Origin of the sequence: Halococcus salifodinae DSM 8989, from assembly GCF_000336935.1 — an archaeon.
GTDB lineage: Archaea > Halobacteriota > Halobacteria > Halobacteriales > Halococcaceae > Halococcus > Halococcus salifodinae.
In genome coordinates this window covers 49,538-75,278 of record NZ_AOME01000027.1, presented here as the reverse complement: position 1 = coordinate 75,278, position 25,741 = coordinate 49,538, and the positions used below count along the sequence as shown (strand labels likewise).

Below are 25,741 nucleotides of genomic sequence, written 5' to 3'. Positions count from 1 at the left end.
GGGCCAACGGCCCGCGCCACTTCTATAGATGTGGACCTTTGTGCGTATTATTCCTCGGATTGTTTGTAGACGAACGGATCGGGTACCTCCGCCGGGAGGCTATCGGTCGGGATCTCCGCGCCATTCGGCCCTTCGAAGCCTTTACCAATGAGCGGTGACGGAAGCGCTATATCCTCGTAAGGAATGAAATTGTCCCCGGTAATGAGGAGGTTACCGACAGTTTTAGCGAATTGTTCCTTCACCTGACCTAGTATACCGCCATCCCGGACTGATTCCAGATACTGACTTTTCGGTGCGTAGTATGGCGTTACTAGCCGGGAATTAGCTTCTACGAAGAACGCAGCAACACGGAAATTGAATAGTTCCTGTTCGCTGTATGAGAAGGCCGATGTGCCTTCCTGTACTCCATCAACGTACAGGACGTGTTGAGGCGTTGGGCTTGCATCAAGCAAGCGAACGAAACGGCGTCCATCGGCGAGCACAGTCAACTCAAGGAAATTGAAGATGTTCGGTGAGACAGCGAACAATTCGATCGCCCTGATTAGTGCTGTGACGTTGCTAACCTGATATGCTTCCTTCGGTATTGACAGATCCCAGTCGTAGATGTCACCAGCGAAATTGAAGCTCCCTCTCTCGGCGATCAATTCGGCGACATCACGACCGTATTGAAGGAAGCCACCGAAAACGGTCGAGACTCGAACCGCGTCGACACCGTCGACCTGTATCATCTCACGGTTCCAGTACCGTGGGCGATACCCGCCCGGTTTGCTCGGTCCTTCAACAAACTCTGACAGACTGTTGACGTCTTCGCCTTCAAGCACGCTGTCCGTGCTCGTTCCAGTGAATCGGACATCAATCGAGTCCTCGATGATGGTATTATCAGCCCTCGTATCGAACGACACGCCGACTTGATTCTCGGTTCGATAATTCGGGTACGCGCCGCTTACCTCGTCGTACTTATTATCTTCCCTTATCCTCGCCTCAGACAGGGTCTCGGGTAAACTATCTACCATATCGGTGGTGAGCCAGTTGTCTATGACTGGGCCAAGTGGTACGGTAACGATATCGTCGCCGCCGTAGCCGAACACCGTTGGTAGGTCGATGTCGATCTCCGTGCCAGGCTCTATCAGGTGGAATAGCGATCCGTTGAGAGCGTTACCACCTTGGTTGGAGTTCTCGTTTCCACCAGGGAGGAAGCTCAGTACCGAACTCGAAGCAGCCACATCGCGGTTCGGGTTCGTGATCGGTTCGTCGCCACCACCACCTTCGACGGGTTCTGCGACCACCATTAGACACCACCTCCCACTACGAAGGTTTCGTCATCAATCGTGAACCGTTTTTCGTCGTCCGTTATCTCGAACGTGTACGGAATATTCGTTCCATCAAGGAACGTGAGATCGCCCTCTTCTAGTCCATCTTCGTACTCGTTCGCAACCGTTTCGGTCAGTACACCGTGTTCGAGTTGGTATGTCTGCATTTTCGTCGGTATTGCGTCCGCCGCAAGGTCTGCTGCACTGTCACTAAGTCGGATATCATCGATCAGCATGCTTCCCTCGTATTTGAACGGGCCACTCGGTCCACGTCCGCGTGGACCTCCTGCCGGTGGATGATCGGCTGGATACCAGACGAGCTCGAGCCGTTTCGGGCTCGAAAGCTCGTCTTCCGGTAGTCCGCTCATGTCCCAGTATAATCGCGTCGGAACCATCTGTGGAACAGTAATTTCTGGCGATTCTTCGACGAGAACGGGCTTCTTTTGTCGGCCCTTTCCAGCATTAGCGGTTTTGTCGCTATCCGGTGGTGCATCATTGTGATGATATCTGAACTTGCACACCACGTCGGAATCACTGTCGGTGATGGTCGGTGAAACCGCTGCGGAGAGATACGGCGAATCCGCGAAATCCGCTTGCTTGACCCGTTTTTTGTTCTCGATCATCGGGAACGGATCGCCGTCGATGCCGACTCTCAGCGCGTGCGTTTCATGAATCACCGCTGCGGGGAACTCTTCCGTACTGAACCGAGCAAGCTCGTTACCGCCGTTTGTCTTCCAGCCATCGAGCCCTGACTCGAAGTCACCGAGCACGGTCAGATTTCCAGTTGGCTTGGCGCTCGATACACCAACTGGGATGAACGGTAACGCCGCAAGCGAGCTGGTACCGGCCAAGAATGTCCGCCGACCGACACCAGTTTTGGTGTGTTTGTCTTCCATACACTTTCCGAACGAATGGCAGGGCGTATATCTTCATTTGTGTTAACGTATTTTGTAGTGCGTAACGATGTTATGGGGGCGTTAACTCATTTATCTGTAATAGACGGCCATTCGGTCGTATTCCTGGAGAGAGTCAGTTATATCTGCGGAAGTCCGGAGATAGCGTCAGCGGGTGTTGCATCCTGACGGTGCTCCTTGTAGATATCTACCGCCCATTCGAGTAGTGGTTCGTTCATACCTTCGAGGCATGACCGAAGATTACCCCACTCGTCGTATGCACTTACAAGTACATAGTCGTCGGAGAGAAGCATTCCAAATTCAAGCGGTTTTGGACACATATAGAAACGAAACCATTCGTGCGAGCGTGCCTCGACAAGCGCGTCAGGTACTGTTTGTAGTTCGAGTGCAGTCTCTCCGACGATCAACTCGAAAGCGGCGTCCATTGTGGATAAATGCCAGCTTACCTCTTCGACGACCCGGCGTACTCCGGGCACGAGCGCGCGAAACTGCTCGGTGGTTGAGGTAGTGAGCGCATCTCTGAAGCGGTTGAGCGCCACGGAGGGCTTCTCTGGCGTTGCCGTCACGACCGTCGTCTCTGCAAGAGCTTCAGCCGGGAATGTCGAGCCGATGTCGCCGAGATGATCGAAGAACCTTGCTCGCTCGCCTGCACAGTCGATCACCTCGGCGAGTGTCTCATAGTGAGACAAAACAAACTCCCCGATAATTGTGATTCGGTACAGTCCACTATCCTCCTTTACCCAATTGCGGTCGGAGAATCCAGCAAGACTTCGCCAGACTGCTGGCCGCGACACCGAGCACCGCTCCATCAACTCACACTGACGGGCCGGTTGCTTACGAAGGGCTCTAACAGTACCTCCGAATTGGGCTCGATAATTGCATGAGGCTCTGTGAAATGAACCCCATCCCTGCGGTTTCCAGACTTTCGTCGAGGATCTACATTAGCCTGTATAACTATTCTGGTACGTCGTCCAGTTCGATGGCCTCGTCACGGATCGCGTGGAGGACATCGTCACTGGTGACCGGGCGGCGCTCCAGCACGCCGTAACGGTCGCGGAGTTCGAGGTTCACGACCACCCAAATGTTGTAGAACAGTTGGGCCATGTTGAAGTGGAACGCTCGGACGCGCCCCTTTGAGGACTTCGTCGGCGGGTAGAACTTGTGCTTGAACTGCCGGTACTGCGTCTCCACACCCCAGCGATTCCGGAACTGCCGCGCCAACTTCTCCCGGTCCGCTGACACCGGGTCGATGTCCGTGACGAACGCCACCCAGCGACCGTACTTCTTGTCCTCTTCATCGGTGTTCTCGTCGTAGCGCGGTGCGCGCTTCTCCGAGGGCTGGATGAAGATGTTTGTTCCCTGCTTGAGGTCGCCGACCTCATAGTCCTGCATGATGCCCCAATCCCCGTCCCACTCTTCGAGACCGTCGATCACGTCCTTCACGGGCTCGACTTTCCGAGATTTGATGAGGAACTCGGTGTCCGTCTCCCGGAGCGCGGTGACGTGCATCCCGCCGTAGAAGCCCTTGTCGAGATACGCGCGCTCGATGTCCACGTCCAGCTGGTCGTCAGAGAAGTAGTGAAGGCCCTTCACGCGCTGGAGAATCGCCCGGAGGATGCGGTCCTGGTCGGTGCGGTTCTTCAGGTGGTGGGCGGCGAGACTCAGGCTGGCTTCGTCGCCGACGACGCCGATGGTCGTGAAGTGAAATGAGTGTGCGTAATTGCGTGAGGGCTTCGTGCCGTCCACGAAGTTGTTCGATGTATCCCCGAACCACGGGATGCCGGTTGTGTCGAGGGCGACCTCGCTGGCGTTCTCGAAGTGCCCCATCGAACGCGCCTCTTCGAGGAGTTCGGCGTTCGCACGGAGGAACCGGTCGAACCACTCCTCAGCGTTCCGGTTCCGGACGTAGTGATAGAAGTTGTCCGCACCTGTCCCGCCGTTTTCGTAGAGGTCCATATGGTTGAATGTGTCCGACCCGTTCTCGGGGTACGCGCCCTCCAGCGCGAGGTGTGCGAGAAAACCCACGATGGACGGAAGCGAGTACGTGGTTCGTGATGGGTCTCGCCCGAACGCGATGTGTGGGAGGGTCTTAGCGAGCAGGTCGTGGGCAATCTCCTCGGCCAACTCTATGAAGTCCTGTTTCCCGAACTCGAAGAGATGTTCTTCGGAACCATCAGGGAGTTCGAAGCCAGCCCACTTGGCATGGTTTACCAACTTCCGGGCTTCGGTCCGGAGGGCTTTCATCGCGTCCTCGTCGAGACGTGGGTCGTTGGAGTCGGTGTTGGCGTAGGCCCGCCAGAAGGTCGTGTTGCGTGGGACATCGTCTACGCTATCGAAGCCGGCCATCTGGGCGACATTCTTCTGTCTTTTCAAGTAGAACTCCAGTTGCTCGTCGCTGGGGAGGTTTCGCGCCTCCTTGAGGAGAAGCGACCAGACAACTGGTGAGAAGTTAATGCTGTGGTGGTCGTCGGCGTATGCGTCTTCCTCGTCGTCAGGCCCGAGGGCGGTAGTGAGAACAAAACGGTCGAAGTCTTTCAGCGGGCCGCCGTTCAGGAACTGGTTCATCCATGCTACTGAGGAGTTTTCCACGTCCATAGCCTTCCAGTCGTCAAGGGTAGGGGGATCACTATCGTCTCCAAGAATATCATCGTAGGTCTCTCCAAGAACGTCAAGCTCGGCGTCGGAGAGGGGTAAATCGCTATCGTCGCTGTTCATCAATATCTGCTACCATTCGGTGCGGATTTGAAAAAGACCGTGTTTATCCATCTCAGGAGGGCGTCATATAACTTGTTTCAATAATTAATCATGTGCGCCATCCGTTAAGTTGCTGTACTTACAAATGAGGCCGAATTCGAGAGGAAGTCTCTTCAACGGGAGTTTCGAAGCAAATTGAAGCCACAGCAGCCGGTGAATAGTGTCAACATCATATGGTGGAACATAAGGCACTTAATCCTCTTGCCAGTATTTCCAATTTGGAGATGGATGACCTGAGTGAGGAAAAGAGGAATGCACGGGAGTTCGCAACACGGTTCATCGATAGAAGGTTTACCGACGCAACCAGCATGCTGGCCGATGACGGGCATGAGGCCATCATCGATTCGTTCCCCGATTTCCTCACCGAGGAAGGGATGGACCCAGAGAACGTTCTTGAACAGTATTGGTGGGGTCTACACGGGCAGTACGGTGAGGCCAAGGCCGTAGACGAGCTAACCGTTCACGACGACACCGAGGTCACTGTTATGTTCGCTTTCGAGAACGGTACCCAAACCGCGACGCTGGGCCTCAAAGGTGACAGTATCTCCGAGTTCTCATTTACACTTGCATACGAACCACCATCCTATGCCGACGAAGACGCGTTTATCGAGCACGAGGTAACCATTGACGCTGAAGATGTGACCCTCAACGGACTACTCACGGCCCCTGAAGACAGGAACCCAGTTCCAGGTGTCGTGCTCGTTCATGGAGCCGGCGTCCATGATCCAGATGGCACAGTGGATAACTCGAAGATCCTGAAGGATATCGCGTGGAGACTCGCCACTAAGGGTATCGCTTCACTCCGCTACGAAAAACGCCTCGCCAACAACGAGGTCCCCGACAATGCGCTCACCTTGGACGCAGTAGTGACTGATGACGCGGTCGCGGCAGTAGATCGACTTGCCACCGTTGATGACGTTCACGAAGATGCGCTGTTCATCGCCGGTCACAGCCAAGGTGGGATGTGCGCCCCACGCATCGCCGACCGCCACGGTGGTGTCGCAGGTGTCGTGAATCTGGATGGCTCTCCCAATCCAAACCTGAACCCAGAGCACGCCGATATCATCCGGTACGAATTCGAGATTGACGGCGACCTTGACGAGGAGCAGGCAGCCCAATTGGAGGAGGACCGTGAGACGCTCCGGCGCATCGCCGAGGGCGAGTTCGACGATGACGAGACGATCATGGGTCGTCCCGGTGTCTGGCATCGGAGCCTGGGGGAGTACGACCCTGTGTCTACTGCCAGCAGCCTCAATGTGCCTATGCTCGCTTTGATGACGTTTAGTGCCGACGAAGAGACCCAGCCCGAACTCGCCGCGTTCTCCCGGAACCGCTACGAGACCTGGCGGGATGCTGATCTCCCCGAGGGAAGCCGCGCTGAATGCTACATGAACGTGGATCACTACTTCCAGTCAGTCACGCCGCCGACAACCCCACTCAGCCTTTACTTCGGCGGCAACGTCGCTGAGAACGTCATCGATGACTTGAACGAGTGGATCCAGGGAGTTAGCACTTAGTGACCATCACACGACGGGGTGATTTTTTGATGGCACTGTAAGAGCCGACTCGGAGAATGCCTTGTCGGAGAACTCCCCGGTTGGTGTTTCTGTCGCCGATGTAACCGCCAATACTATACTGTCGTGGACGGTCCAAAACGCACCTTCGTGAACGACCAGTAATACCCGGAGCAGCAATCCCATTTTCTGACAGATGATATGATTAAACTGAATTGGGTGGTGCTACCGATGTGTGTTGAAATGATTGGCAATAATTAACTTCGCCCGTGCAATTATATCCTCAATTCGGAGGTACTGCTAAGGAGTTGAATACGCTTCGCTGAGCCAGAGAGGAATTGGATATGCTCGCGTGACATGATCTCTATTTACCTACGTAATCGGGGTTGTTATAACTAGGGTATCATTTAGCTAATAGCGGACAGCCGACAACTGATTGCTCATATCACTTAGGGACCTGTGCGATAAAATGTCAGGAACGACAGATAATGGTTAATATGATGGGGAGAGGATGAATTGCTCCAGCAGATTGCTTCGGAGTACATCCGCACCCAGATCTACATCCGCACGGTGCGCAAGGGCCGCGAGAAACACGCCACTGCCGCGTTCTTCAAGATCTCCCATTCCGCGAGCCAGAGTATCCTCGCGCGGGCCGAGAGGAACTACAACGTCCCGTTCGACAACGATCAGTGGCGGCTCGAACTTGCGAAGGTCGACGCCGGTGAAAAGGCCCTCCCGCCGCTCAACAGCAAAAGCACACGTCCGACCACACCGACGAGTCCTCCTGAGGAGTGATCGCCAGCGGAGGAGGGGAGCGCTCGGAACCAGTCCGCTGCCGGAGAGGAACCGAATCGATTATAATCTGATGGCGGGACGGTCAGAGTACCCGACAGAAACCTATGGCACAACACTCACCGCACCACAGTGGACGCGCGTAAGGAGAGGGACCGCCCAGCGTCCGCCTGTCGGGTGACTCGTGGTGACGGTGACGAACATGCCATGGGTACGAACTCAGCGTCGGACGCGGATTCACCCGACATGGACGCACGCATCGACACGCAGTCACTGGCCGAAGACCGACCGAACGAGGCCACGAGGACGGACCCACCGATTCTCGCCAACACCACCAACGGCCACCCCGAACAGTCGCGGGTTTTCGACAGCGAATCAGACGGGGCAGGCGACGATCTCGGCGAGTTCGTCGCGGACGTCACTACCATCGCGCAGGCACGCTGCGAGCACGCCACGGACTACGCCGACATCGAGACGCTGGTCTGTGACCTGCCGCTCGACCACCTCACGTTCGCCGCGCACGATTCGTTAGCGCCGTACTCGGGACCGTACCCGATGGCGGTCCTGGTGCGGGCGTTCATGATCGAGGAGATCAACGGCTGGGACGAGACCGCTCTCCACGACCACCTGCGGGCGAATCCCGCGCTTCGCCAAGATCTGGGATTCGAGACGCTTCCGGACCAATCGACGCTCTGGCGGGGATGGAACGAACGCTTCGGCGCGGACCTGCACGATGCCGTACAGGAGTGTGCTGACGCGATTGTGAGGGCTGCCTGTGCCTGCGAAGTCCCGCTTCCGGACCGGATCGGTAGTGGCGAAGCGGATGAACCAGACGCCGACGAACCTTCCGAACACCAGCTCGTCGCCGAGAAGACCGACGAGGTGTGGCAGCAGGCCAAGCCGTTCGTGACCGACGCGTTCGCGCTCGATCGCGGGTCGAACTGGCAGATCCACGAGAACGCTTTCTGGGAGCAGCACGCCTACATGGGGATGCGCGAGGATATGTATGCCCGGAGCGGCCCGGCGTCGTTCTCGCTCGATACCACCCGCGAGCGTATCCCGACGGGTTCGACCCACCGCTACCAGATTGGCAAGCTCTCGGTCGCGGAGATTCGGGAGATGCTACGCAACACTACCCGGATGCTGATCGCCCGTGCCCGCCAGAACGGTGAGCTCGACGGATCGGTCTTCGCGGCCGTCGATGTAACCAAGGGCTTCCCGTTCACCGGCGACATAGCGGACCACGAGGACGACATCCTCGGGTACAGGGACGGTAGCGACTACTACCAGTGGGCGGTGCTGAAAATCGTCGGCATGGACGTGCCGCTCGTGCTCGACGCCATTCCGCGCGTGCGCGGTCAGTCGAAAGACGAGATCGTTGAGAAACTCCTGTCACAGGCGACCGAGATGGTTGACATCGACCTCGTGATGATGGACCGCGAGTTCGACAGCAAGCCCGTCAAGAAGACCTGTGAGGAGCACGACGTTCACTACCTGAACCCGACGCGCATCTTCGACCGCAGCGACGAGGCCGAGACCATCGCGTGGATGTACCGCAACGGCAACCGTTTCCACGTTACCGAGGAAGATTCCGACGACGGGACGCCCACACGCAAGCAGATTTACCTTCCGCAGCGGTCGAATTCGGACGACGATGATGAGGATGACAGCCTCTCAGAGGTGTGGAGGGAGATGTGCGGTGAGTGGGAGTTCGAGGACGTGGAGGGTGAACCGAGCGAGTGTATGTCGTTCTCACGGTTGCTCGCGGACATTCAGCGTGAGGAAGATATCGAAGACCGCAAGCAGAAAGCGCAGGATGGAGACGTGGATACATCCGAGACAGTGGTGTTCGAGACGAACCATCCCTACGTGACAGCGCGTGACGCCGGTGATCAGCAGATGGACGGAAGAGCGTTCATCCACATGATCGAGCGGCTGATTCGGTGGTATCGCCGTCGTTGGGGTATCGAGAATGGCTTCAAGAAGCAGAAGCATTTCATGGTGCGGACCACCTCGACCAAGCGCGACTATCGGTTCTTCAACTTCGTGTTCGCGTGCGTCCTCTACAACGTCTGGCGGCTCGTCGATCTGTTGGTAAAACTCGCCATCGACGGCGAAAACCGGTCGTATGCACCGCAGGTTGATGCGAACCAGTTCCTGACCGTCGCCAAGCAGTTCTACGGTCTCGATCCGCCTGACTGACGCCGATACTCTTCCGTGTTCGCCCGACTCGTGAGCAGCGGCACTGTTCAGGGGGCGTTCATTTCACAGCCTGATCGGGTGATTCCGAGATGTCGACCCGAGATTGATCAGCGACTGTTTATCACGCTGAGAAAATAGACGAAACGAACGCCCGATCCGTGCATTGATCGGCTACCTAGCCGACATCAGTACTATCTGAAGTCGGCTAGGTACATCTCTCATGCATAATCACGTCCGAAATTTAGTTTGTGGGGTTGATTTTGGATTCGGCATATATGAGAAATCTACCTGCCTGATTCCAGTCTGAAATCAGGCATAGCCATCTGGGATATTTGAGACAGTGAGGTTGATTTCGAATACTCTGGGTCTGAGAAATTCACCTGCCCCGACTCTAGGGGGGTTAATCAGGACCAGTGGATCTATTCACGACATCGTGGGGGAGACGAGACAGAATCTCGTCGAAAGTTGTGCCTTCTTTCTTTGTGAAGAAATGATACCAATCGTTTTCGACTCGGATTTCGAGGACATCAAGAATCCCTCGCTCCATTCTGTAGAACATCCAAAACCCGAACCAGCAGAGGACGGCTGAAAGGTACGATCCGCCAGCAATAGGGTTGAATACGCCTGCTAGCAGGAACGGAACAGACATGAACGTGAATATGAGTCCAAACCCTGCGAACGCATAGCCAATGCGTTTGAAACCTGCCTGAGACTTGTCGGTATCTCGCCTGATTTCTGCAATCTCATCAACAGGGATGGTTTCAATGGTTGGCTCCTTACGTTCGGCGTCAATATGGCGAATTTCTTCGTCGGTGCAAGTGATTTTCTTATTATTGCTCTCGTCGGTGTAGTCGCCAAGATGAACGTTTGTTGCTTCGTACATGTTTTCTAGCTTTTCCCCGCCATTTTTATTCTGTCAAAGACTGTGTTACAATTTGTTAGATGCATAAATCAATCTGCAACTGGCATCTCTGACATTTGTGTCTTGCATTCTGGACAAGAGAGCGTATACACCTCTTTGCTTGTACAGCAACTTTCAACTGCCGTCTGATCGAGTGTAAGATCAGAACCACAGGCAGGACAATCGTCCATGAACATACGTACAACCCTCATAGCATCAGACTTTTCGTTTAGGGAATACCTTTCCCATGAAGGAAGTTTCACAGATAATATCGGCAGGATTGCGATATCTGCAACAATCGCAGGTCGTGAGCGACGTTGAAGAACCATTTCGTTGTCTGCCATTACATAGGCGACTCCATCAGCCTCTCTTAGTTCCACTTCATCAGATTTTGTCAGAGATTTTAACCGGTGCTCAACCACTTCCTGATCTGCCTTGCGAATTTCGGTATGCCAACGGTTCTTGACTTCATCCACAAGCTTGAGATCCTCTAATTTCTCACTATATTCTATGAGATCGCTATCTATGACTTCGTTAGACACTTTCGCAACATCCTTGTCTGCAGATTGTGCCTTTCCGAACCATTGTAACACCCGATCGGGAAAATATTGCTGCGTGATTGTTGGTGTACCTGGAATGATATAACCTCTCAGATAAATCACAACGAGTGAAAGAACAAGAGCAATACCTCCAGTGGGTGGGGAAACAAATAGACCTATAAATGAGGATAGGATCACAGATATGAATACATTAAGATATGTGCATGGATAACATCTATTTTCTCCAGTGTATTCTGGCTGACGAAGCTTGTTAACAACGCTTGCCTCAGTAGAAGCCATGCGAATTGTTTAGCAGCAGTACGATTTAACCCAGTGGCATTTCGTCAACCAACAATTTGGACAAGGTTGCTTAGCCTCACCCCTGGACCAATTGGTGAGGCCGCAGCAAGCGACGCAACCTGTACAGCCTCGGAAAAGCGGGGGATCACAAGGATTGGCCTCCGTGGAAACTTCGGAATCTATAGATGCTGTGGAAGATTCGGCTTGTAGTTCGCCTCCTCGATAGTCATTGCTGGGGGAGTAGACAATCTCGGGCGCATCTTTCTGATGAAAAAATGCAGCAGGAACCATATCGGACAGTGGAAGCATGATCTCGAGTCGAGCGCCATCTACTGAGATATGATAATTATACTGCTCGAATTTTCCATTAACCAATAAATGCTCAATCTCTCCCAGCTGCGAATCGTCTACCATTTCATCAAATGGTATTGCCTCAATTGATTGCTCTGAGATCAATCCGTCTTCGGCTAGTTGTTCGAATAACCTAGAAGTACTGGCTTCACTCAAGGCATTTCGTGCGGATTCTACATCCACGCTAAGGGACTCCTGTACAGTATCTTCTGGGTTCACCTTCTGCGTATCTGTCGCAGATGCAGTTCCGCTGATTCCTAATGTGGAAGCAACTCCAATAGCGATACTGCGAAGTGCACCTCGTCGTTTCTGGGGGAACTTTACGACCTCTGACCGCTTCAGTTTATCGCTATCAGACATCATCAACCCCTCCACTTGTTAGCATAAAATACTCTTTGGTTATACTCTGATACTTTTGTGCCGATATTTAGGGCCTATTGAAGTACACCACGGTACCCACCGCGGCGAATCTGGCCCATCTTCACTCATCACTCTCGTGGCCTCAGATGTGTCGGTATCTGGGAGTGGTCGTGGAATCATTTGTCGATAAATCTGAGGGAGAACTGGAAAACGATCTTGAGTGCCCAGAAAAACACCAGTTTTCGAGGTCGACCAGAAAACCCCCGTTCTTTATATACTGTTCGGCGGTGTCGTTAGGGTGTCCGAATTCACCATGCAAATCGCCGCCTACGTCCGCGTCTCGACTGACGACCAGAACGAGAATCGCCAGATGCGTGCGATCCGCCAGAAGTACAGCGAGGAGGGCAACCAAATCGAGTGGTTTTGCGATCTTGGAGAGAGCGGAGCCTCTGTCTCACGGCAAGAGTACCAACGTCTCCGCGAGCACGTCGCCGAGTACGACGTGGTGGTCGCCCACGAACTCGATCGACTCGGGCGATCATTCGCAGATCTCGCCGGATTCGTCGATGATCTCCGTGAGAAAGACGTCGACATCGACCTCGTGAACCAGCCCATCGGTACGGTCGGCGAGGACGACTGGATGGCCGAGATGATGCTCAACATGATGATGGTGTTCGCCGACGCCGAGCGCAAGATGATTCGCTCGCGCGTCCAGGAGGGAATCGACGCCGCCATCGCGGACGGCAAGCGTGTCGGTCGGCCTCCGTTCGGCTACACCGTCGAGGACGGTTTCCTCCAACAAGTGCCCGCCGAGTACGTTCGTGTCCAGAACTTCATCCGCGAGGTTCGCAAGGGCCGCGAGAAGAAGGCCACTGCCGCGTTCTTCGAGATACCCGACTCGAAGATTCGAAGCATCCTCGCACGAGCTGAGGCGAACTACGACGTACCATTCGACAATGGGCAGTGGCGGCTCGAACGCGCAAAGGTCGACGCCGGCGAGAAGGAACTCCCCTCGCTCAGTACGCGGAACGAACCGGACCGGTTATAGTCTCGCTTACGGTACGATCGGATACCCGACACAACCTATGGCACAGCACTCACCGAACCACAGGACGTAATCGACTGGGCGACACTGCCCAGCGTCCATTTGTCGGGTAACCCGTGGTGCCGGTGAGAAACATGCCATAGGTATGTCACCAAAATCAGAGTCGGACGCGGACGTACCCGACACGGACGCACGTATCGACGCGAAACCACCCGCCGCAAAACCGCTGAACGATACTACGGAGATGGTTGCAGCGGCTCTCGTCGCCGATGCCACCGATCGTCACGAACAAGCACACTTTTTCCAGAGCAAACTCGACAGGGGAGGCGAAGCCCTCGACGGATTCGTTGCGGATGTCACGACCATCGCCCAGTCACAGTGCGAGCATTGCGAGGGTTATGCCGACATCGAGACGTTGGTCTGTCGGCTCCCGATTGATCGCCTGACGTTTGCGTCACACGACGACCACGCACCGTATTCGGGACCGTATCCGATGGCGTTACTGGTGCGGGCGTTCATCATCGAGAAGATCAACGGCTGGGATGAGACTGCGCTCCACGACCATCTACGAGCGAATCCCTCGCTGTGCCGAGATCTCGGGTTCGAGAGCCTCCCAAATCAATCGACGTTCTGGCGCGCGTGGAACGAGCGTTTCAGCGAGGACCTGCGTGACGCCGTACAGAAGTGCGCCGACAGCATCGTCACGGCCGCGCGTGCCAACGAAGTTTCCTTCCCCGAACGAGTCAACACCAGCGAAACGGCCGAAACCAAGACCAACAAGCCTTCGAAACACCAGCTCGTAGCCCAGAAGACCGACGAGGTGTGGCAGCAAGCCAAACCGTTCGTGACCGACGCCTTCGCGCTTGATCGCGGGCCGAACTGGCAGATCCACGAGAACGCCTTCTTCGAGCAACACGCCTACATGGGGATGCGCGAGGACATGTACGCTCGAAGCGGCCCCGCCTCATTCTCGCTTGATACGACACGGGAGCGCATCCCGACAGGCTCGACCCACCGCTACCAGATCGGGAAGCTCTCCGTCACGGAGATTCGGGAGATGCTGCGAGACACCACACGAATGTTGATCGCTCGCGCCCGCCAGAACGGTGAACTCGATGGGCCGGTCTTTGCGGCCATCGACGTAACCAAGGGGTTCCCGTTCACCGGCGAAGTGGAGGACCACGAGGACGATATCCTCGGCTACAAGGACGGCAACGAGTATTACCAGTGGGCCGTACTCAAGATCGTCGGGATGGATGTTCCGCTGGTTCTCGATGCCATCCCGCGCGTGCGCGGACAGTCGAAGGACGAGATCGTTGAGAAGCTCCTGTCAGAGGCGACCGAGATGGTCGATGTCGACCTCGTGATGATGGATCGGGAGTTCGATAGCGATCCGGTCAAGGACACTTGCGAGGAGTACGACGTTCACTATCTGAATCCCACGCGCATCTTCGCCAATAGCGACGAAGCAGACACCATCGCGTGGATGTACCGTAACGGCGAACGGTTCCATGTCACGGAGGAGAAAGCCGACGATGGGACGCCCACGCGCAAACAGGTCTACCTCCCGAAGCAATCGAACTCGGACGACGAGGATGAAGGCGACGACCTCTCAGCAGTATGGACGGAGATGTGCGGTGAGTGGGAGTTCGACGACGTGGAGGGCGAACCGAGCGAGGGGATGTCGTTCTCGCGGTTGCTCGCGGACATCCAGCGCGAAGAGGAAGTCGAAGAGCGGAAGCAGAAAGCACAGGAGGGAGAGGTGGACACCGGCGAAACCGTGGTATTCGAGACGAATCACCCCTACGTAACCGCCAGTAACGCCGACGAACAGCAGATGGACGGGAGGGCGTTCATCCACATGATCGAGCGACTCATTCGATGGTATCGCCGCCGTTGGGGTATTGAGAACGGCTTTAAGAAGCAGAAGCACTTCATGGTGCGAACCACCTCGACCGAACGCGACTATCGATTCTTCAACTTCGTGTTTGCATGCGTGCTGTATAACGTCTGGCGGCTGGTGGACCTACTGGTGAAACTCGCCATCGACGGCGAGAACCGGTCGTACTCACCGCGCGTCGATGCGAACCAATTCCTGACCGTGGCCAAGCAGTGCTACGGGCTTGATCCGCCTGACTGAGACCCGAACATCCGTGCGTGGCCGCCGGGTCGTGAGCGGCAGCGCTGTCGGGGATTTGTTTATTTCCCACTCCGCAAGTCTGATTCCGAGATGACGACTCAACACCGCCGGTGAGTTCTTCGATACGTCCAGATCATGGCTGTAACGAACAGCCATACTGTGCATTGAGCGGCTACCTAGCCGACCTCAGGTACTATCTGAAGTCGGCTAGGTGGCCGCTGAATGCACAGACTGGGCGTTCGTTCCAGCTGTTTTCTTGGTGTGTGAAATGAGCTGTGGATGGAGTCGGATCGCAATTTCAGAATCATCGCATCAAAGCACGAAACAAATAACCGCCCAATAGAGCTGTCGCTCACGAACGAGCGTCACAGGGGATGACCGAGCCTCAGTCAGGCGGGTCGAGCCCATAGCACTGCTTGGCGACGGTCAGGAACTGATTCGCGTCCACTCGCGGTGCGTACGTGCGGTTCTCACCGTCAATGGCGAGTTTCACCAGTAGATCGACCAGCCGCCAGACGTTGTAGAGCACGCACGCGAACACGAAATTGAAAAAGCGGTAGTCGCGTTCGGTCGAGGTGGTTCGCACCATGAAGTGTTTCTGCTTCTTGAACCCGTTCTCGATGCCCCAACGATGGCGATACCACCGGATCAGCCGCTCAATCATGTGGACGAACGCTCTCGCGTCCATCTGCTGATCGTCGGCGTCACCGGCGGTCACGTAGGGGTGGTTCGTCTCGAAGACGACGGTACCGGCAGTGTCAACGTCGCCGTTCTCTGCTTTCTGCTTACGCTCTTCGACTTCCTCTTCGCGTTGGATGTCCGCGAGCAACCGTGAGAACGACATTCCTTCGCTTGGTTCACCCTCCACGTCGTCGAACTCCCACTCGCCGCACATCTCTTGCCATATCTCCGAGAGATCGTTGTCTTCGTCCTCATCGTCCGAGCGCGACTGTTTCGGGAGGTAGACCTGCTTGCGTGTCGGTGTGCCGTTGGCTTTCTCTTCGGTGACGTGAAACCGTTCACCGTTGCGGTACATCCACTTGATGGTGTCGGCCTCGTCGCTGGTGGTGAAGATGCGCGTCGGGTTGAGGTAGTGGACGCCGTACTCCTCGCAAGTGTCTTTGACCGACTCGCTGTCGAACTCGCGGTCCATCATCACGAGATCGAGATTCACCATATCGGTCGCTTGCGTCAGGAGTTTCTCGACGATCTCATCTTTCGACTGCCCGCGTACGCGCGGGATGGCGTCGAGCACCAACGGAACGTCTTTCCCGACGATTTTGAGCACTGCCCACTGGTAATACTGGCCTCCATTCTTGTACCCCAGAATATCGTCCTCGTGTTCGTCTGCGTCGCCGGTGAACGGGAAGCCCTTGGTCACGTCGATGGCTGCCCAGAGTTTTCCGGTGAGTTCATCGTGCTGGCAGGCACGAGCGATGAGCATTCGCGTCGTAGTGCGAAGCATCGAACGGATATCCGCAACCGAGAGCTTGCCGATCTGATACCGGTGGGTCGAACCCGTCGGGATGCGCTCGCGCGTGGTATCGAGTGAGAACGAGGCTGGACCGCTACGGGCATACATGTCCTCACGCATTCCCATGTAGGCGTGTTGCTCCCAGAAGGCGTTCTCGTGAATCTGCCAGTTCTGGCCACGACTAAGCGCGAACGCATCGGTGACGAACGGTTTGGCCTGTTGCCACACCTCGTCGGTCTTCTGTGCGAGCAGTTGGCGTTTTGGACAGTCAGCGGAGTCTGGTTCGCTCGCCTCGCTGGTGCTGACTCGCTCGGGTAAGGAGATATCGCAGGCGCATGTGGCTTTCACAATCGCCTCAGCACACTCCTGTACGGCGTCGCGTAGAGCCTCGCTGAAGCGGTGATTCCATGCCCGCCAGAACGTCGATTGGTTTGGGAGCGTCTCGAACCCGAGTCCACGACGAAGTGACGGATTTGCTCGTAGGTGGTCGTGGAGGGCGGTTTCGTCCAAGCCGTTGATCTCCTCAATGATGAACGCCCGCACCAGTAGCGCCATCGGGTACGGTCCCGAGTACGGCACGGACGAATCGTGCGCGGCGAACGTGAGATGCTCAATCGGGAGCCGAGAGACCAACATCTCGATATCTGCGTAATCCGTAGCGCGTTCGCACTGCGATTGCGCGATGGTGGTGACAGCCGCGACCAATTCACTGAGATTGTTGTCTGTCCCTTCGGCGTGCGACCGACGTGCGATTCGTCGATAGACAGTCTGTCGAACCTCACGAGCCGTAGTCACACGAGATGCTGACCACGACACGCTCAAGAATCCGTCTGACTGGTCAGTACAGTTGAAATACTGCCCAACAAGCTGCCTGACTGAGACGCTGCCTCACACATGCGCAAGCCATTTGGTAGATGACTAACACCCTGTGAGTATGAATGGTATTGGAACTGTCGAACGAATCTTCACGGCTCCTGAACCCGAAGTCGAAATGACCGAACGCAGTGACGTTGAGGCCGTCGCTAAAAGTGGTCTTCGAGGTGACAGATATTTCCGCGAAATCGAAACCGGGACCTTCGTCAAGTGGGAGTCGGACGAGCAACGCCACGATGGGTACGATCTCACGTTGATCGAACAGGAGGCTGTTACAGCAATCGAACGTGAAGCGGAAATCGAACTCGCACCGGGCGAACACCGACGGAACATCGAAACTCGTGATGTCGCACTCAACCATCTCGTTGGACAACGATTCCAGGTCGGTGACGCCATCTGCCGAGGAGATCGGCTGTGTGAACCATGTAGCCACCTTCAACGCATCACTCACGATGGCGTATTGCAGGCACTCACTCATCGAGGAGGTCTCCGAGCAGACATTCTCGAAGATGGAATGATTCGCCCCGGAGATGCCGTCGAACCCCTCGAATAACCCGATTCTTTCGATTGGAAATAGTTCGTATTCTCGCTTGCGGCTGCTGCGACCGGTGGACAGTTGACTTGCTTGCCGATTGGGACGGTCGGGAGAAAAAGGGAACGCGCGCCTACGGCAGCGCCGTCCGGAGGTCTTCGCATAGGTCGTCGACATCTTCGATGCCGACCGATATCCGGACCAGAGTTTCGGGAATCTCCGCGGTGGCCGACCCGTGGCTGACCTCGTCGGGGATCATCAGCGACGGCACCTCGACGAGGCTCTCGACGCCACCGAGACTAGCCCCTGGGGTAAACAGCTCGAGACCATCGATGAACGCCTCGAGTTCAACAAGCGTGCCGTCGAATTCGAAGGAAAGCATCCCGCTGTATCCCGACATCTGTTCGGCCGCGAGATTGTGTTGTGGGTGACTCTCCAGGCCTGGATAGTAGACGCTGGCGACCCGATCGTGGGCCTCGAGGAGATGAGCAATCGCCATCGCGTTCTCCTGATGGTGCTCCATCCGTGCCGGCAGCGTCTTGATGCCTCTCGCGACGAGGTAGCAGTCGAACGGCGAAAGCATGTTTCCGAGCCCGATCCGCTGGGCAAACGCCAGGTTCTCGAAGATCTCGTCGTCGTCGGTGACGACAGCACCGCCGATTGAGTCGGAGTGGCCGTTAAGGTACTTGGTGGTGCTGTGGACGGCAATGTCGGCACCCAGTTCGAGTGGGGATTGGAAGTATGGGCTTGCGAAGGTGCTATCGACCCCGACCGGGACGCCATAATCGTGGGTGATATCAGCTATCGAGCGAACGTCGCATAGACGCATCAGTGGGTTCGTCGGTGTCTCTGCCCAGATTAAGTCGGTGTTTGAATCGACTGCCGTGGCGACATTTTCGGGCTCGCGGGCGTCGACAAACTCAACGTCGACGCCGAGGTGACCAGCGACGAACTCCGTGAGCAGTTTCTCGGTCCCGCTATAGAGAGAGTCTGACGAGACGAGGTGGCCCCCTGGTGGGACCAGCGAGAGCATCGTCGTCGAGATAGCAGCCATCCCTGAGGCGAACGCTAGCCCGTGCTCGCCGCCTTCAAGACGGGCTAACTGCTCTTCGAGAGCTGCCCGTGTCGGGTTGCTCTCGCGTGAGTAATCGTGTTTGTTGGCATCGTTCTCGCTGGCCCACTCAAAGGTGCTTGAGAGGTGCAACGGTGCAACAACGTCGCTTGGTTCAGATTTCTCGGAGGATGAGGTATCTTTCGTCGACCCGACAGCGAGCGTTCTGAATCGTTTCTCATGTGACTGGTTATCGCGTTGTGTCATGGGTGGGTTATATCGAAACGGTCTGTTCCGTATTGTACGCTCTCAGTATGAGAAATTTGTCTGTTGTGAATGTATCTTGCCCAATGGTGTGAGCCTCTCAGCGATTAATACCGTCCAATAAATGTTGCACAAAACGAACATCGAGAAAACCTGCTATAGCAGGTTGCAGACTTAATCCTGTATCACCACCACAGTTACGTATGAGATTCGGGCTAACGGAAGACCAACGCTCACTCCGGGACGATGTTCGGGAGTTTGCAAAAAGCGAAATCAAACCAAAAGCGATAGAACTGGACCAGCAGGAGGAATACCCCGCTGAGATTTTCGATAAACTCGGCGACCGTCGTCTTCCAGGACTGACGCTCCCGGAAGAATACGGAGGACGAGGAGAAGGTCTCGTCGAACTCACTTTAGCTATCGAGGAACTCTCAGCCGCACTCATGCCCGTAGCAAGTACCATTGGGCTCCATCTCGGTGTCGCAACGGTCATCGAACGATTTGGGACCGATGAGCAACGCGAAGCGTTCCTCCCCGATATGGCGACGTTCGAAACAGTCGGCGTACTCGGCCAGAGTGAAGCGAATGCGGGCAGCAACAAGCTGGAAATGGAAACCACGGCTGCACAACACGACGACGAATGGGTTCTCAACGGCCACAAACAGTGGGTGTCGGGTTTCCTCAACGCCGACTACGTCCTTACGTACGCCAAAACCGGTCCCGACGAGGACGCGCCGCACAACATCAGCGCGTTCCTCGTCCCGGCCGAGGAATTCGAGGTCGATGAAATCTGGGAGACTCTGGGAGCGAACAGTGTCAAATCTCCGCGTATCACTCTCAACGATATCCGCGTTCCTGCTGATCGGCTCATTGGCGAGGAAGGCGAGGGCTACGTTGCACGCGGAGAAATTCATACCGGTGTGAACGTCCCTGCCCGCGGTGTCGGCATCGCGCGTGCAGCGCTCGAAGACACAGCCGCCTACACGAGTTCTAGAGAACAGTACGACCAGCACATCAGCGACTTCCAAGGCGTCCAATGGGAGATTGGCGAGATGGCGGAACGTGTCGACACCGCTCGATTACTCACACTTCGAGCAGCTGACCGCGCTGATCAGGGACACGACGTGACCCGTGAGTTTGCCATGGCGAAAATCAACGCGACGCAGGCTGCAGTTGACAATGCGAACAAAGCGGTTCAACTCCACGGTGGTCTCGGATACACGACTGAACACCATGTCGAGCGCTACCTTCGGGACGCAAAACTCCTGACGATAGCTGGAGGACCGAACGAGGGCCACAAAGACACGCTCGCAAAAGCGGTAATTGAGCGGTACGGAGAGTGAGTAGTAGATGCCATTAGTTACAATTTCAATCGTAGCAGGGAAATCCGACGAGTACCGCAAAGCCGTCGCTGATATGGTCAACAAGGCTGTTCTCGATACGCTTGACTTCCCTCCGGATGACCGTTATCAACTCGTTCGAGAACTCCCTTCACAAGATCTTGAGTTGCAGGATCGAGAGGGTGACCGAGCTGTAATTGAGCTGACAATGCGTGCTGGCCAAGCTCGTGAAGACAAACAGGCGTTCTACGCCCGCGCAACTGAATTATTAGAACAGGACCCGGGGATACCGCCGGAAAATGTACTGATAGTCATTACGGAGAATGGTGAGGAAGACTGGTCTTTCCGAGATGGCGTGGCTCAGTTCATCGCTGGCAGCTGATCTGGATCTCGACTGTATTGGCTTTCTGCAAGACGATTGCGTTCGTTATGTTGCCTCTAAGAGCGCACACAAGACTTGCGGCGATAGTACATGATAGCGAGAAAAATGTCACCAGTTATCCGGTAACAGTAGCTATTGGCTACCACACGCAAGTACGATGACCAGCTCTGAACAACACGACGACGCACTCTATTTGTCAATTGTTCTTCGATATCCCGATTGCTGGGAAATCGAAATCACGAACCAGTTTGACGTAGGACTTCTCGGATACGGGATATATATGACTGGGAATGATGTTGCAACACTCTTCACGATATATGCGGACAACCGAGAGCTGATCACAGAGGGGATTGAAGCGGTGAGTGCAGCAAAACACGTTAATTCAGTATCAGAGATTGCCCCAGGCTTCCGGCAAACTGCCATTCGAAAACCAGGAAACGCGGCGCGAGAACTCCTTGTTAATCACGACGGAAGAAAACAAATCAGTCAGCCTCTCACTTCTCGGGGATTCGTCTGTACAGGACCGATCGATATCCGAAATGGCCGAGAGCACTGGTCTTTAGCGACAAATCACGATCGAGAGACAATTCAGAAGAAGCTCGAAGAAGTCCGCGAGGAGATGGATGCAGAGATCAACATTCGGAGCATAGAACACCAGGGTCGCCAACCCACTACGAATGCTCTTCCGGTGGACCAGCTCACGAAACGCCAGCTAGAAGTGTTTCAGCTTGCCCGTAAGAAGAGGTACTACGACTACCCGAAAAAAGCATCAGCTGGAGATTTAGCGGATGAATTGAATATTTCCACATCTACTCTGCACGAACACCTCCATAAAGTTGAGGCGATTTTGCTGGGACAAAGCGGTCAACACGACCAGAAACTAGAGAGGGAGCCGTCCATGCATGATAGGTAGTGGATACAACTCAGCAGATTAGCTTTTGAGAGGCTCTCTGTAAAGTGGGCTGCCTGGATGACTTCTACCAGCTTGAGAATCAAACAAGCGGAGCGGTCATGTATGACTGCCTTAGAACTGGTAGCTACCATCTAAATTTCGCAGATACTCATGCATAACGAATCTACCTAGCCGACCTCAGATAGCTCCTGATGTCGGCTAGGTAGCCGCTGAATGCACGGAATCGACATTCGTTGCAGCCGGTTTCTCGACGTAGCAAATGAATCGTGGGCGAAATCAGATCGCAATTTCAGAATCAGGGACGCAAAGCGTGAAACAAACGGGCGTCCGATAGAGCCGACGCTCACGACCCGGCGCTCACAGGGATGGTCGGGTCTCAGTCAGGTGGATCGAGTCCGTAATATTGCTTCGCCACGGTCAGGAATTGGTTCGCATCCACTCGTGGCGTGTACGTGCGATTCTCGTCGTTGATCGCAATCTTCACGAGCAGGTCCACCAACCGCCAGACGTTGTAGAGGACGCACGCGAACGCGAAGTTGAAGAATCGATAGTCGCGCTCGGTCGAGGTGGTCCGCACCATGAAGTGCTTCTGTTTCTTGAACCCGTTCTCGATGCCCCAACGGTGGCGGTACCACCGGATCAGGCGCTCGATCATGTGGATGAATTCCTTCCCGTCCATCTGATCTTCGTCGGCATCACGCGCTGTCACGTAGGGGTGGTTGGTCTCGAAGACGACGGTTTCGGCGGTGTCCACCTCTCCGTCCTGCGCTTTCTGCTTGCGCTCTTCGATGTCTTCTTCGCGCTGGATGTCCGCGAGCAGCCGCGAAAACGACATGCGTTCGCTTGGTTCACCGTCCACGTCCTCGAACTCCCACTCGCCGCACATCTCCGTCCACACTTCTGAGAGGCTGTCGTCTTCGTTTTCATCGTCATCGGAACTCGCCCGTTTCGGGAGGTAGATTTGCTTGTGCGTCGGGGTGTCGTCATCGGATTCCTCCTCGGTAACGTGGAAGCGTTTGCCGTTGCGGTACATCCACGCGATGGTGTCAGCCTCGTCGCTGCGGTCGAAGATGCGTGTCGGGTTGAGGTAGTGGACGCCGTACTCCTCGCAGGTGTCTTTCACCGGATCACTGTCGAACTCGCGGTCCATCATCACGAGATCGATATCAACCATCTCGGTCGCCTGCGACAGGAGCTTCTCGACGATCTCGTCTTTCGATTGGCCTCGTTCGCGCGGGATGGCGTCGAGCACGAGCGGCACGTCCATCCCGACGATTTTGAGCACCGCCCACTGGTAATAGTCGCTCCCGTCCTTGTACCCGAGGATATCGTCGTCGTGGTCCTCGACGTCGCCGGTGAACGGGAACCCCTTGGTCACGTCGATGGCCGCAAAGACCGGCCCATCGAGTTCGCCGTTCTGGCGAGCGCGGGCGATCAGCATCCGCGTGGTGTTCCGCAGCATCGAGCGGATCTCCGCGACCGAGAGCTTGCCGATCTGGTAACGATGCGTCGATCCCGTCGGAATCCGTTCGCGTGTGGTATCGAGCGAGAACGACGCCGGGCCGCTGCGCGCGTACATGTCCTCGCGCATCCCCATGTAGGCGTGCTGCTCCCAGAAGGCGTTCTCGTGGATCTCCCAGTTCTGCCCGCGGTCGAGCGCGAACGCGTCGGTCACGAACGGCTTGGCCTGCTGCCACACCTCATCGGTCTTTGCGGCGACGAGTTGACGTTCGGGAGTGTCGCCACCCTCTGGCTCATCCGTTTCTTCGGTCTTGATTCGGTTGGGAAGCGGAACCTCGCAGGCACGCGCGGCCATCACAACCGCATCAGCACACTTCTGTACAGCATCGCGTAGTTCCTCGCTGAAACGTTCGTTCCACGCGCGCCACAACGTCGATTGATCCGGGAGCGACTCGAAGCCGAGAGCCTGTCGGAGCGAGGGATACGCTCGTAGATGGTCGTGGAGCGCGGTTTCGTCCCAACCGTTGATTTCCTTGAGCAGGCACGCTCGGATCAGTAACGCCATCGAATATGGCCCCGAATACGGTGCTAACGAATCGTGTGCCGTGAACGTGAGATGGGCAGTCGGGAGTCGACAGATCAGGGTCTCGATGTCGGTGTAGTCCGTGGCGTGCTCGCAGCGCGCCTGCGCGATGGTAGTGACGTCTGAAACGAATCCGACGAGATCATCGGGTTCCATTCGGTGTGACGAAACGTATTATGATTTTCCTCTAAGTCGATTAGAGGAATCCAGCGACGACGAGTAGTGATATCGAGATGACACTCGCTCCGAGAAACCACGGTCGTGCTTTCGTTGCTGCTGCGACCGCTGACGTCTCCGGTTGGTCGCTGATCAACCGGCGGAAGCCGAAGAAAAGCACGACTGCGAGGACGAGCCAGAGGCCGACCATCGCCAGTACGAGATTCCCTCGGCCGGTTGACTGGAGCGTTTCGGCAGTATAGAGTGTCCCTGCGAGGTGCCCGCCACTGAACAACAACAGGAGGACTGAACCGACCGTGAGATACCAGAACCGTCGTGCGATGAGAGTCAGCCCTTCCGTACTCAGCAACTCGCTGCGTGCTGCCGGGATAACAGCGCCNCACCCGTCCAAAGCGCAGCGAAGATCGTGTGGATGGTCATCGCTATATCGAGGACACTCGTCATCGGTGAACCCTCGTGCTCAGCGGTGTGTCCATCGTAATGGCGTTGCTCGGTCGAGGTGCTGCGCCGACTTCGATCATACGTTCAGTGTCTCGTGGATCGACTCGGGTGATGGCTTCGTGCGTCATCGGTGTCGTATTCGAAGCTGGAGGATAAACATCGATGGGGGCGTCCCAGATTTTGGGAGTGGCATCCGTAGACGAGCAGAAATCGCACGGAGGGATTGGAATCGGACTATTCCAGCTATCTGGGAATGACCGAGACTCCTATACCCTCTCCGCCGAAAGAATCGAGTACAATACGACATGAGTGCCGTCGACTCTCGAAACAGAACCACAGCATACAGCACCTGAGATGAGCGAGCAATACAGCGGGTCGAATCGATTATCACTGATCCCGTCGAATACTGGCTCGACTGACTCACCTACCGAAATGGCCCGATGGTCGTCCGACGAACTCGACGAATCCGACGGACCTGCTCTCCCGCCAGTGTTGCAGTCGCTCGACGACAGTACCTGTCGAGAGATTCTTACTCGGCTAAACGAGCCGAAATCGGCAAGCGACCTGCGTGATGACTGTGATCTCTCTAGCTCGACGGTGTATCGGAAACTCGAACTGCTTCGCGAATCGGCACTCGTCCGGGAGTATACGGAAGTCCGGCGCGACGGGCCGAACGTCACGCTCTACGAGCGCGATTTCTCGGAGATTTCCATCGGTATCGACGACACCGGCGAGTTCTCCATGACAGTGACCCGTCCGGAGACGGACCCAGAGGACCGACTGGCCACGTTCTGGTCGGCAATGAAGGAGGAGTCGTGATGGAGCTACTCGTCGCATTACTCGTCGTCGTCAAGATTGCTGCTCTCGTCCTTGGGGGAATCGTCTCTCTGATGGCGTACAGAGCCTACAACCGAACACGGATTGCTGGTCTCCAGTACTTTGCGGTGGGATTAGCGGTCATCACTCTCGGAACGTTTCTGGTCGGCGTGTTCCACCACATCGGCGGAGCATCAGTCACCGCCGGAATGCTCCTCGAAAGTGTGATTATCTGTCTCGGATTCGTCGTCATGATCGTTGGCCTCTACCGGACGTAGAATCCGATTCGTTCTCACCCAAGACCGCTATCTG

Annotated in this window: 19 protein-coding genes and 3 pseudogenes; 11 read left to right on the top strand and 11 right to left on the bottom strand. The window is 55.7% G+C overall.

Annotated elements, in window-relative coordinates; all coding sequences use genetic code 11:
- Nucleotides 1–47 precede the first annotated feature (47 nt).
- The 5 genes and pseudogenes from C450_RS05645 to C450_RS05630 form a co-directional block, all read right to left on the bottom strand.
- Entirely contained in the window at nt 48–1,289 is a 1,242-nt protein-coding gene (locus C450_RS05645) for a hypothetical protein (RefSeq protein ID WP_005041179.1), read from the bottom strand.
- Nucleotides 1,289–2,206 carry a hypothetical protein gene (locus tag C450_RS05640; RefSeq protein WP_005041177.1) on the bottom strand — a complete coding sequence of 306 codons (918 nt, stop codon included), beginning with the start codon at nt 2,204–2,206 and terminating at the stop codon, nt 1,289–1,291. Before C450_RS05640 ends, C450_RS05645 begins: the two co-directional genes overlap by 1 nt.
- 137 nt (nt 2,207–2,343) lie before the next feature.
- Nucleotides 2,344–2,886, bottom strand: coding sequence for a transcriptional regulator FilR1 domain-containing protein (locus C450_RS05635; RefSeq protein ID WP_152424422.1), 543 nt, complete (start codon nt 2,884–2,886; stop codon nt 2,344–2,346).
- Nucleotides 2,887–3,063, bottom strand: a pseudogene (locus C450_RS23680) (helix-turn-helix transcriptional regulator); the annotation flags it as partial.
- A gap of 115 nt (nt 3,064–3,178) precedes the next feature.
- A complete protein-coding gene (locus C450_RS05630; protein WP_152424421.1) occupies nt 3,179–4,939 on the bottom strand; it encodes a transposase in 1,761 nt (586 codons plus the stop codon).
- 263 nt (nt 4,940–5,202) lie between these two features.
- Between C450_RS05630 and C450_RS05625 the strand changes: the two genes are divergently transcribed.
- The 3 genes and pseudogenes from C450_RS05625 (at nt 5,203) to C450_RS05615 (ending at nt 9,486) form a co-directional block, all read left to right on the top strand.
- The gene (locus C450_RS05625) at nt 5,203–6,495 is read left to right on the top strand and encodes an alpha/beta hydrolase family protein (RefSeq protein WP_049909890.1); all 1,293 of its coding nucleotides are present in this window, start codon (nt 5,203–5,205) and stop codon (nt 6,493–6,495) included.
- A gap of 504 nt (nt 6,496–6,999) precedes the next feature.
- Nucleotides 7,000–7,287, top strand: a pseudogene (locus C450_RS05620) (recombinase family protein); the annotation flags it as partial.
- Between the two features lie 204 nt (nt 7,288–7,491).
- Entirely contained in the window at nt 7,492–9,486 is a 1,995-nt protein-coding gene (locus C450_RS05615) for a transposase (RefSeq protein WP_005041167.1), read from the top strand.
- A 400-nt stretch (nt 9,487–9,886) separates the two neighbouring features.
- On the opposite strand, the gene C450_RS05610 is transcribed toward C450_RS05615, so the two are convergent.
- A complete protein-coding gene (locus tag C450_RS05610) occupies nt 9,887–10,369 on the bottom strand; it encodes a hypothetical protein (protein ID WP_005041166.1) in 483 nt (160 codons plus the stop codon).
- Nucleotides 10,370–10,437: 68 nt separating this feature from the next.
- Nucleotides 10,438–11,226, bottom strand: coding sequence for a hypothetical protein (locus C450_RS21470; protein WP_152424420.1), 789 nt, complete (start codon nt 11,224–11,226; stop codon nt 10,438–10,440).
- A 1,024-nt stretch (nt 11,227–12,250) separates the two neighbouring features.
- On the opposite strand from C450_RS21470, the gene C450_RS05605 reads away from it, so the two are divergent.
- Together C450_RS05605 and C450_RS05600 are read left to right on the top strand one after the other, a co-directional pair.
- Nucleotides 12,251–12,985 (top strand): recombinase family protein, encoded by a 735-nt coding sequence (locus C450_RS05605; protein ID WP_005041164.1) that lies wholly within the window; start codon nt 12,251–12,253, stop codon nt 12,983–12,985.
- A 241-nt stretch (nt 12,986–13,226) separates the two neighbouring features.
- Entirely contained in the window at nt 13,227–15,122 is a 1,896-nt protein-coding gene (locus C450_RS05600; RefSeq protein ID WP_049909888.1) for a transposase, read from the top strand.
- A gap of 385 nt (nt 15,123–15,507) precedes the next feature.
- Here the strand turns inward: C450_RS05600 and C450_RS05595 are convergent, their stop codons facing one another.
- The gene (locus C450_RS05595) at nt 15,508–17,232 is read right to left on the bottom strand and encodes a transposase (RefSeq protein WP_241430262.1); all 1,725 of its coding nucleotides are present in this window, start codon (nt 17,230–17,232) and stop codon (nt 15,508–15,510) included.
- Between the two features lie 298 nt (nt 17,233–17,530).
- Between C450_RS05595 and C450_RS20660 the strand changes: the two genes are divergently transcribed.
- Entirely contained in the window at nt 17,531–18,022 is a 492-nt protein-coding gene (locus C450_RS20660) for an MOSC domain-containing protein (RefSeq protein ID WP_005041157.1), read from the top strand.
- A gap of 112 nt (nt 18,023–18,134) precedes the next feature.
- Here C450_RS20660 and C450_RS05585 read toward each other — a convergent pair whose 3' ends face one another.
- Nucleotides 18,135–19,319, bottom strand: coding sequence for a trans-sulfuration enzyme family protein (locus tag C450_RS05585; protein WP_049909878.1), 1,185 nt, complete (start codon nt 19,317–19,319; stop codon nt 18,135–18,137).
- A 200-nt stretch (nt 19,320–19,519) separates the two neighbouring features.
- Here C450_RS05585 and C450_RS05580 point away from each other — a divergent pair, with 200 nt between their 5' ends.
- From C450_RS05580 to C450_RS05570, 3 genes are all read left to right on the top strand, one after another.
- On the top strand, nt 19,520–20,659 hold the full coding sequence (locus C450_RS05580) for an acyl-CoA dehydrogenase family protein (RefSeq protein WP_049909877.1): 1,140 nt from the start codon (nt 19,520–19,522) through the stop codon (nt 20,657–20,659).
- Between the two features lie 7 nt (nt 20,660–20,666).
- Nucleotides 20,667–21,038, top strand: coding sequence for a tautomerase family protein (locus tag C450_RS05575; RefSeq protein ID WP_005041148.1), 372 nt, complete (start codon nt 20,667–20,669; stop codon nt 21,036–21,038).
- Nucleotides 21,039–21,195: 157 nt separating this feature from the next.
- Entirely contained in the window at nt 21,196–21,951 is a 756-nt protein-coding gene (locus C450_RS05570) for a helix-turn-helix domain-containing protein (protein WP_049909876.1), read from the top strand.
- 376 nt (nt 21,952–22,327) lie between these two features.
- Here the strand turns inward: C450_RS05570 and C450_RS05565 are convergent, their stop codons facing one another.
- Both C450_RS05565 and C450_RS05560 read right to left on the bottom strand, forming a co-directional pair.
- Nucleotides 22,328–24,151: a transposase gene (locus tag C450_RS05565; protein WP_005041142.1), complete on the bottom strand. Its 1,824-nt coding sequence runs from the start codon at nt 24,149–24,151 to the stop codon at nt 22,328–22,330.
- Nucleotides 24,152–24,191: 40 nt separating this feature from the next.
- Nucleotides 24,192–24,616: pseudogene (locus tag C450_RS05560) on the bottom strand (hypothetical protein).
- 429 nt (nt 24,617–25,045) lie between these two features.
- Between C450_RS05560 and C450_RS23170 the strand changes: the two are divergent.
- Nucleotides 25,046–25,432: a winged helix-turn-helix domain-containing protein gene (locus C450_RS23170; protein WP_005041138.1), complete on the top strand. Its 387-nt coding sequence runs from the start codon at nt 25,046–25,048 to the stop codon at nt 25,430–25,432.
- Nucleotides 25,432–25,707 (top strand): DUF7521 family protein, encoded by a 276-nt coding sequence (locus C450_RS05550; RefSeq protein ID WP_005041136.1) that lies wholly within the window; start codon nt 25,432–25,434, stop codon nt 25,705–25,707. Before C450_RS23170 ends, C450_RS05550 begins: the two co-directional genes overlap by 1 nt.
- Nucleotides 25,708–25,741 lie beyond the last annotated feature (34 nt).

Excerpts from the sequence above, each read along its gene's own strand:
- C450_RS05565 (WP_005041142.1), bottom strand. The coding sequence starts at position 24,151 with ATGGAACCCGATGATCTCGTCGGATTCGTTTCAGACGTCACTACCATC.
- C450_RS05570 (WP_049909876.1), top strand. The coding sequence starts at position 21,196 with ATGACCAGCTCTGAACAACACGACGACGCACTCTATTTGTCAATTGTT.
- C450_RS21470 (WP_152424420.1), bottom strand. The coding sequence starts at position 11,226 with ATGGCTTCTACTGAGGCAAGCGTTGTTAACAAGCTTCGTCAGCCAGAA.
- C450_RS05610 (WP_005041166.1), bottom strand. The coding sequence starts at position 10,369 with ATGTACGAAGCAACAAACGTTCATCTTGGCGACTACACCGACGAGAGC.
- C450_RS05615 (WP_005041167.1), top strand. The coding sequence starts at position 7,492 with ATGGGTACGAACTCAGCGTCGGACGCGGATTCACCCGACATGGACGCA.
- C450_RS05550 (WP_005041136.1), top strand. The coding sequence starts at position 25,432 with ATGGAGCTACTCGTCGCATTACTCGTCGTCGTCAAGATTGCTGCTCTC.
- C450_RS05575 (WP_005041148.1), top strand. The coding sequence starts at position 20,667 with ATGCCATTAGTTACAATTTCAATCGTAGCAGGGAAATCCGACGAGTAC.
- C450_RS05580 (WP_049909877.1), top strand. The coding sequence starts at position 19,520 with ATGAGATTCGGGCTAACGGAAGACCAACGCTCACTCCGGGACGATGTT.
- C450_RS05630 (WP_152424421.1), bottom strand. The coding sequence starts at position 4,939 with ATGAACAGCGACGATAGCGATTTACCCCTCTCCGACGCCGAGCTTGAC.
- C450_RS05645 (WP_005041179.1), bottom strand. The coding sequence starts at position 1,289 with ATGGTGGTCGCAGAACCCGTCGAAGGTGGTGGTGGCGACGAACCGATC.
- C450_RS05600 (WP_049909888.1), top strand. The coding sequence starts at position 13,227 with ATGGTTGCAGCGGCTCTCGTCGCCGATGCCACCGATCGTCACGAACAA.
- C450_RS23170 (WP_005041138.1), top strand. The coding sequence starts at position 25,046 with ATGGCCCGATGGTCGTCCGACGAACTCGACGAATCCGACGGACCTGCT.
- C450_RS20660 (WP_005041157.1), top strand. The coding sequence starts at position 17,531 with ATGAATGGTATTGGAACTGTCGAACGAATCTTCACGGCTCCTGAACCC.
- C450_RS05640 (WP_005041177.1), bottom strand. The coding sequence starts at position 2,206 with ATGGAAGACAAACACACCAAAACTGGTGTCGGTCGGCGGACATTCTTG.
- C450_RS05585 (WP_049909878.1), bottom strand. The coding sequence starts at position 19,319 with ATGACACAACGCGATAACCAGTCACATGAGAAACGATTCAGAACGCTC.
- C450_RS05605 (WP_005041164.1), top strand. The coding sequence starts at position 12,251 with ATGCAAATCGCCGCCTACGTCCGCGTCTCGACTGACGACCAGAACGAG.
- C450_RS05595 (WP_241430262.1), bottom strand. The coding sequence starts at position 17,232 with ATGTTGGTCTCTCGGCTCCCGATTGAGCATCTCACGTTCGCCGCGCAC.
- C450_RS05625 (WP_049909890.1), top strand. The coding sequence starts at position 5,203 with ATGGATGACCTGAGTGAGGAAAAGAGGAATGCACGGGAGTTCGCAACA.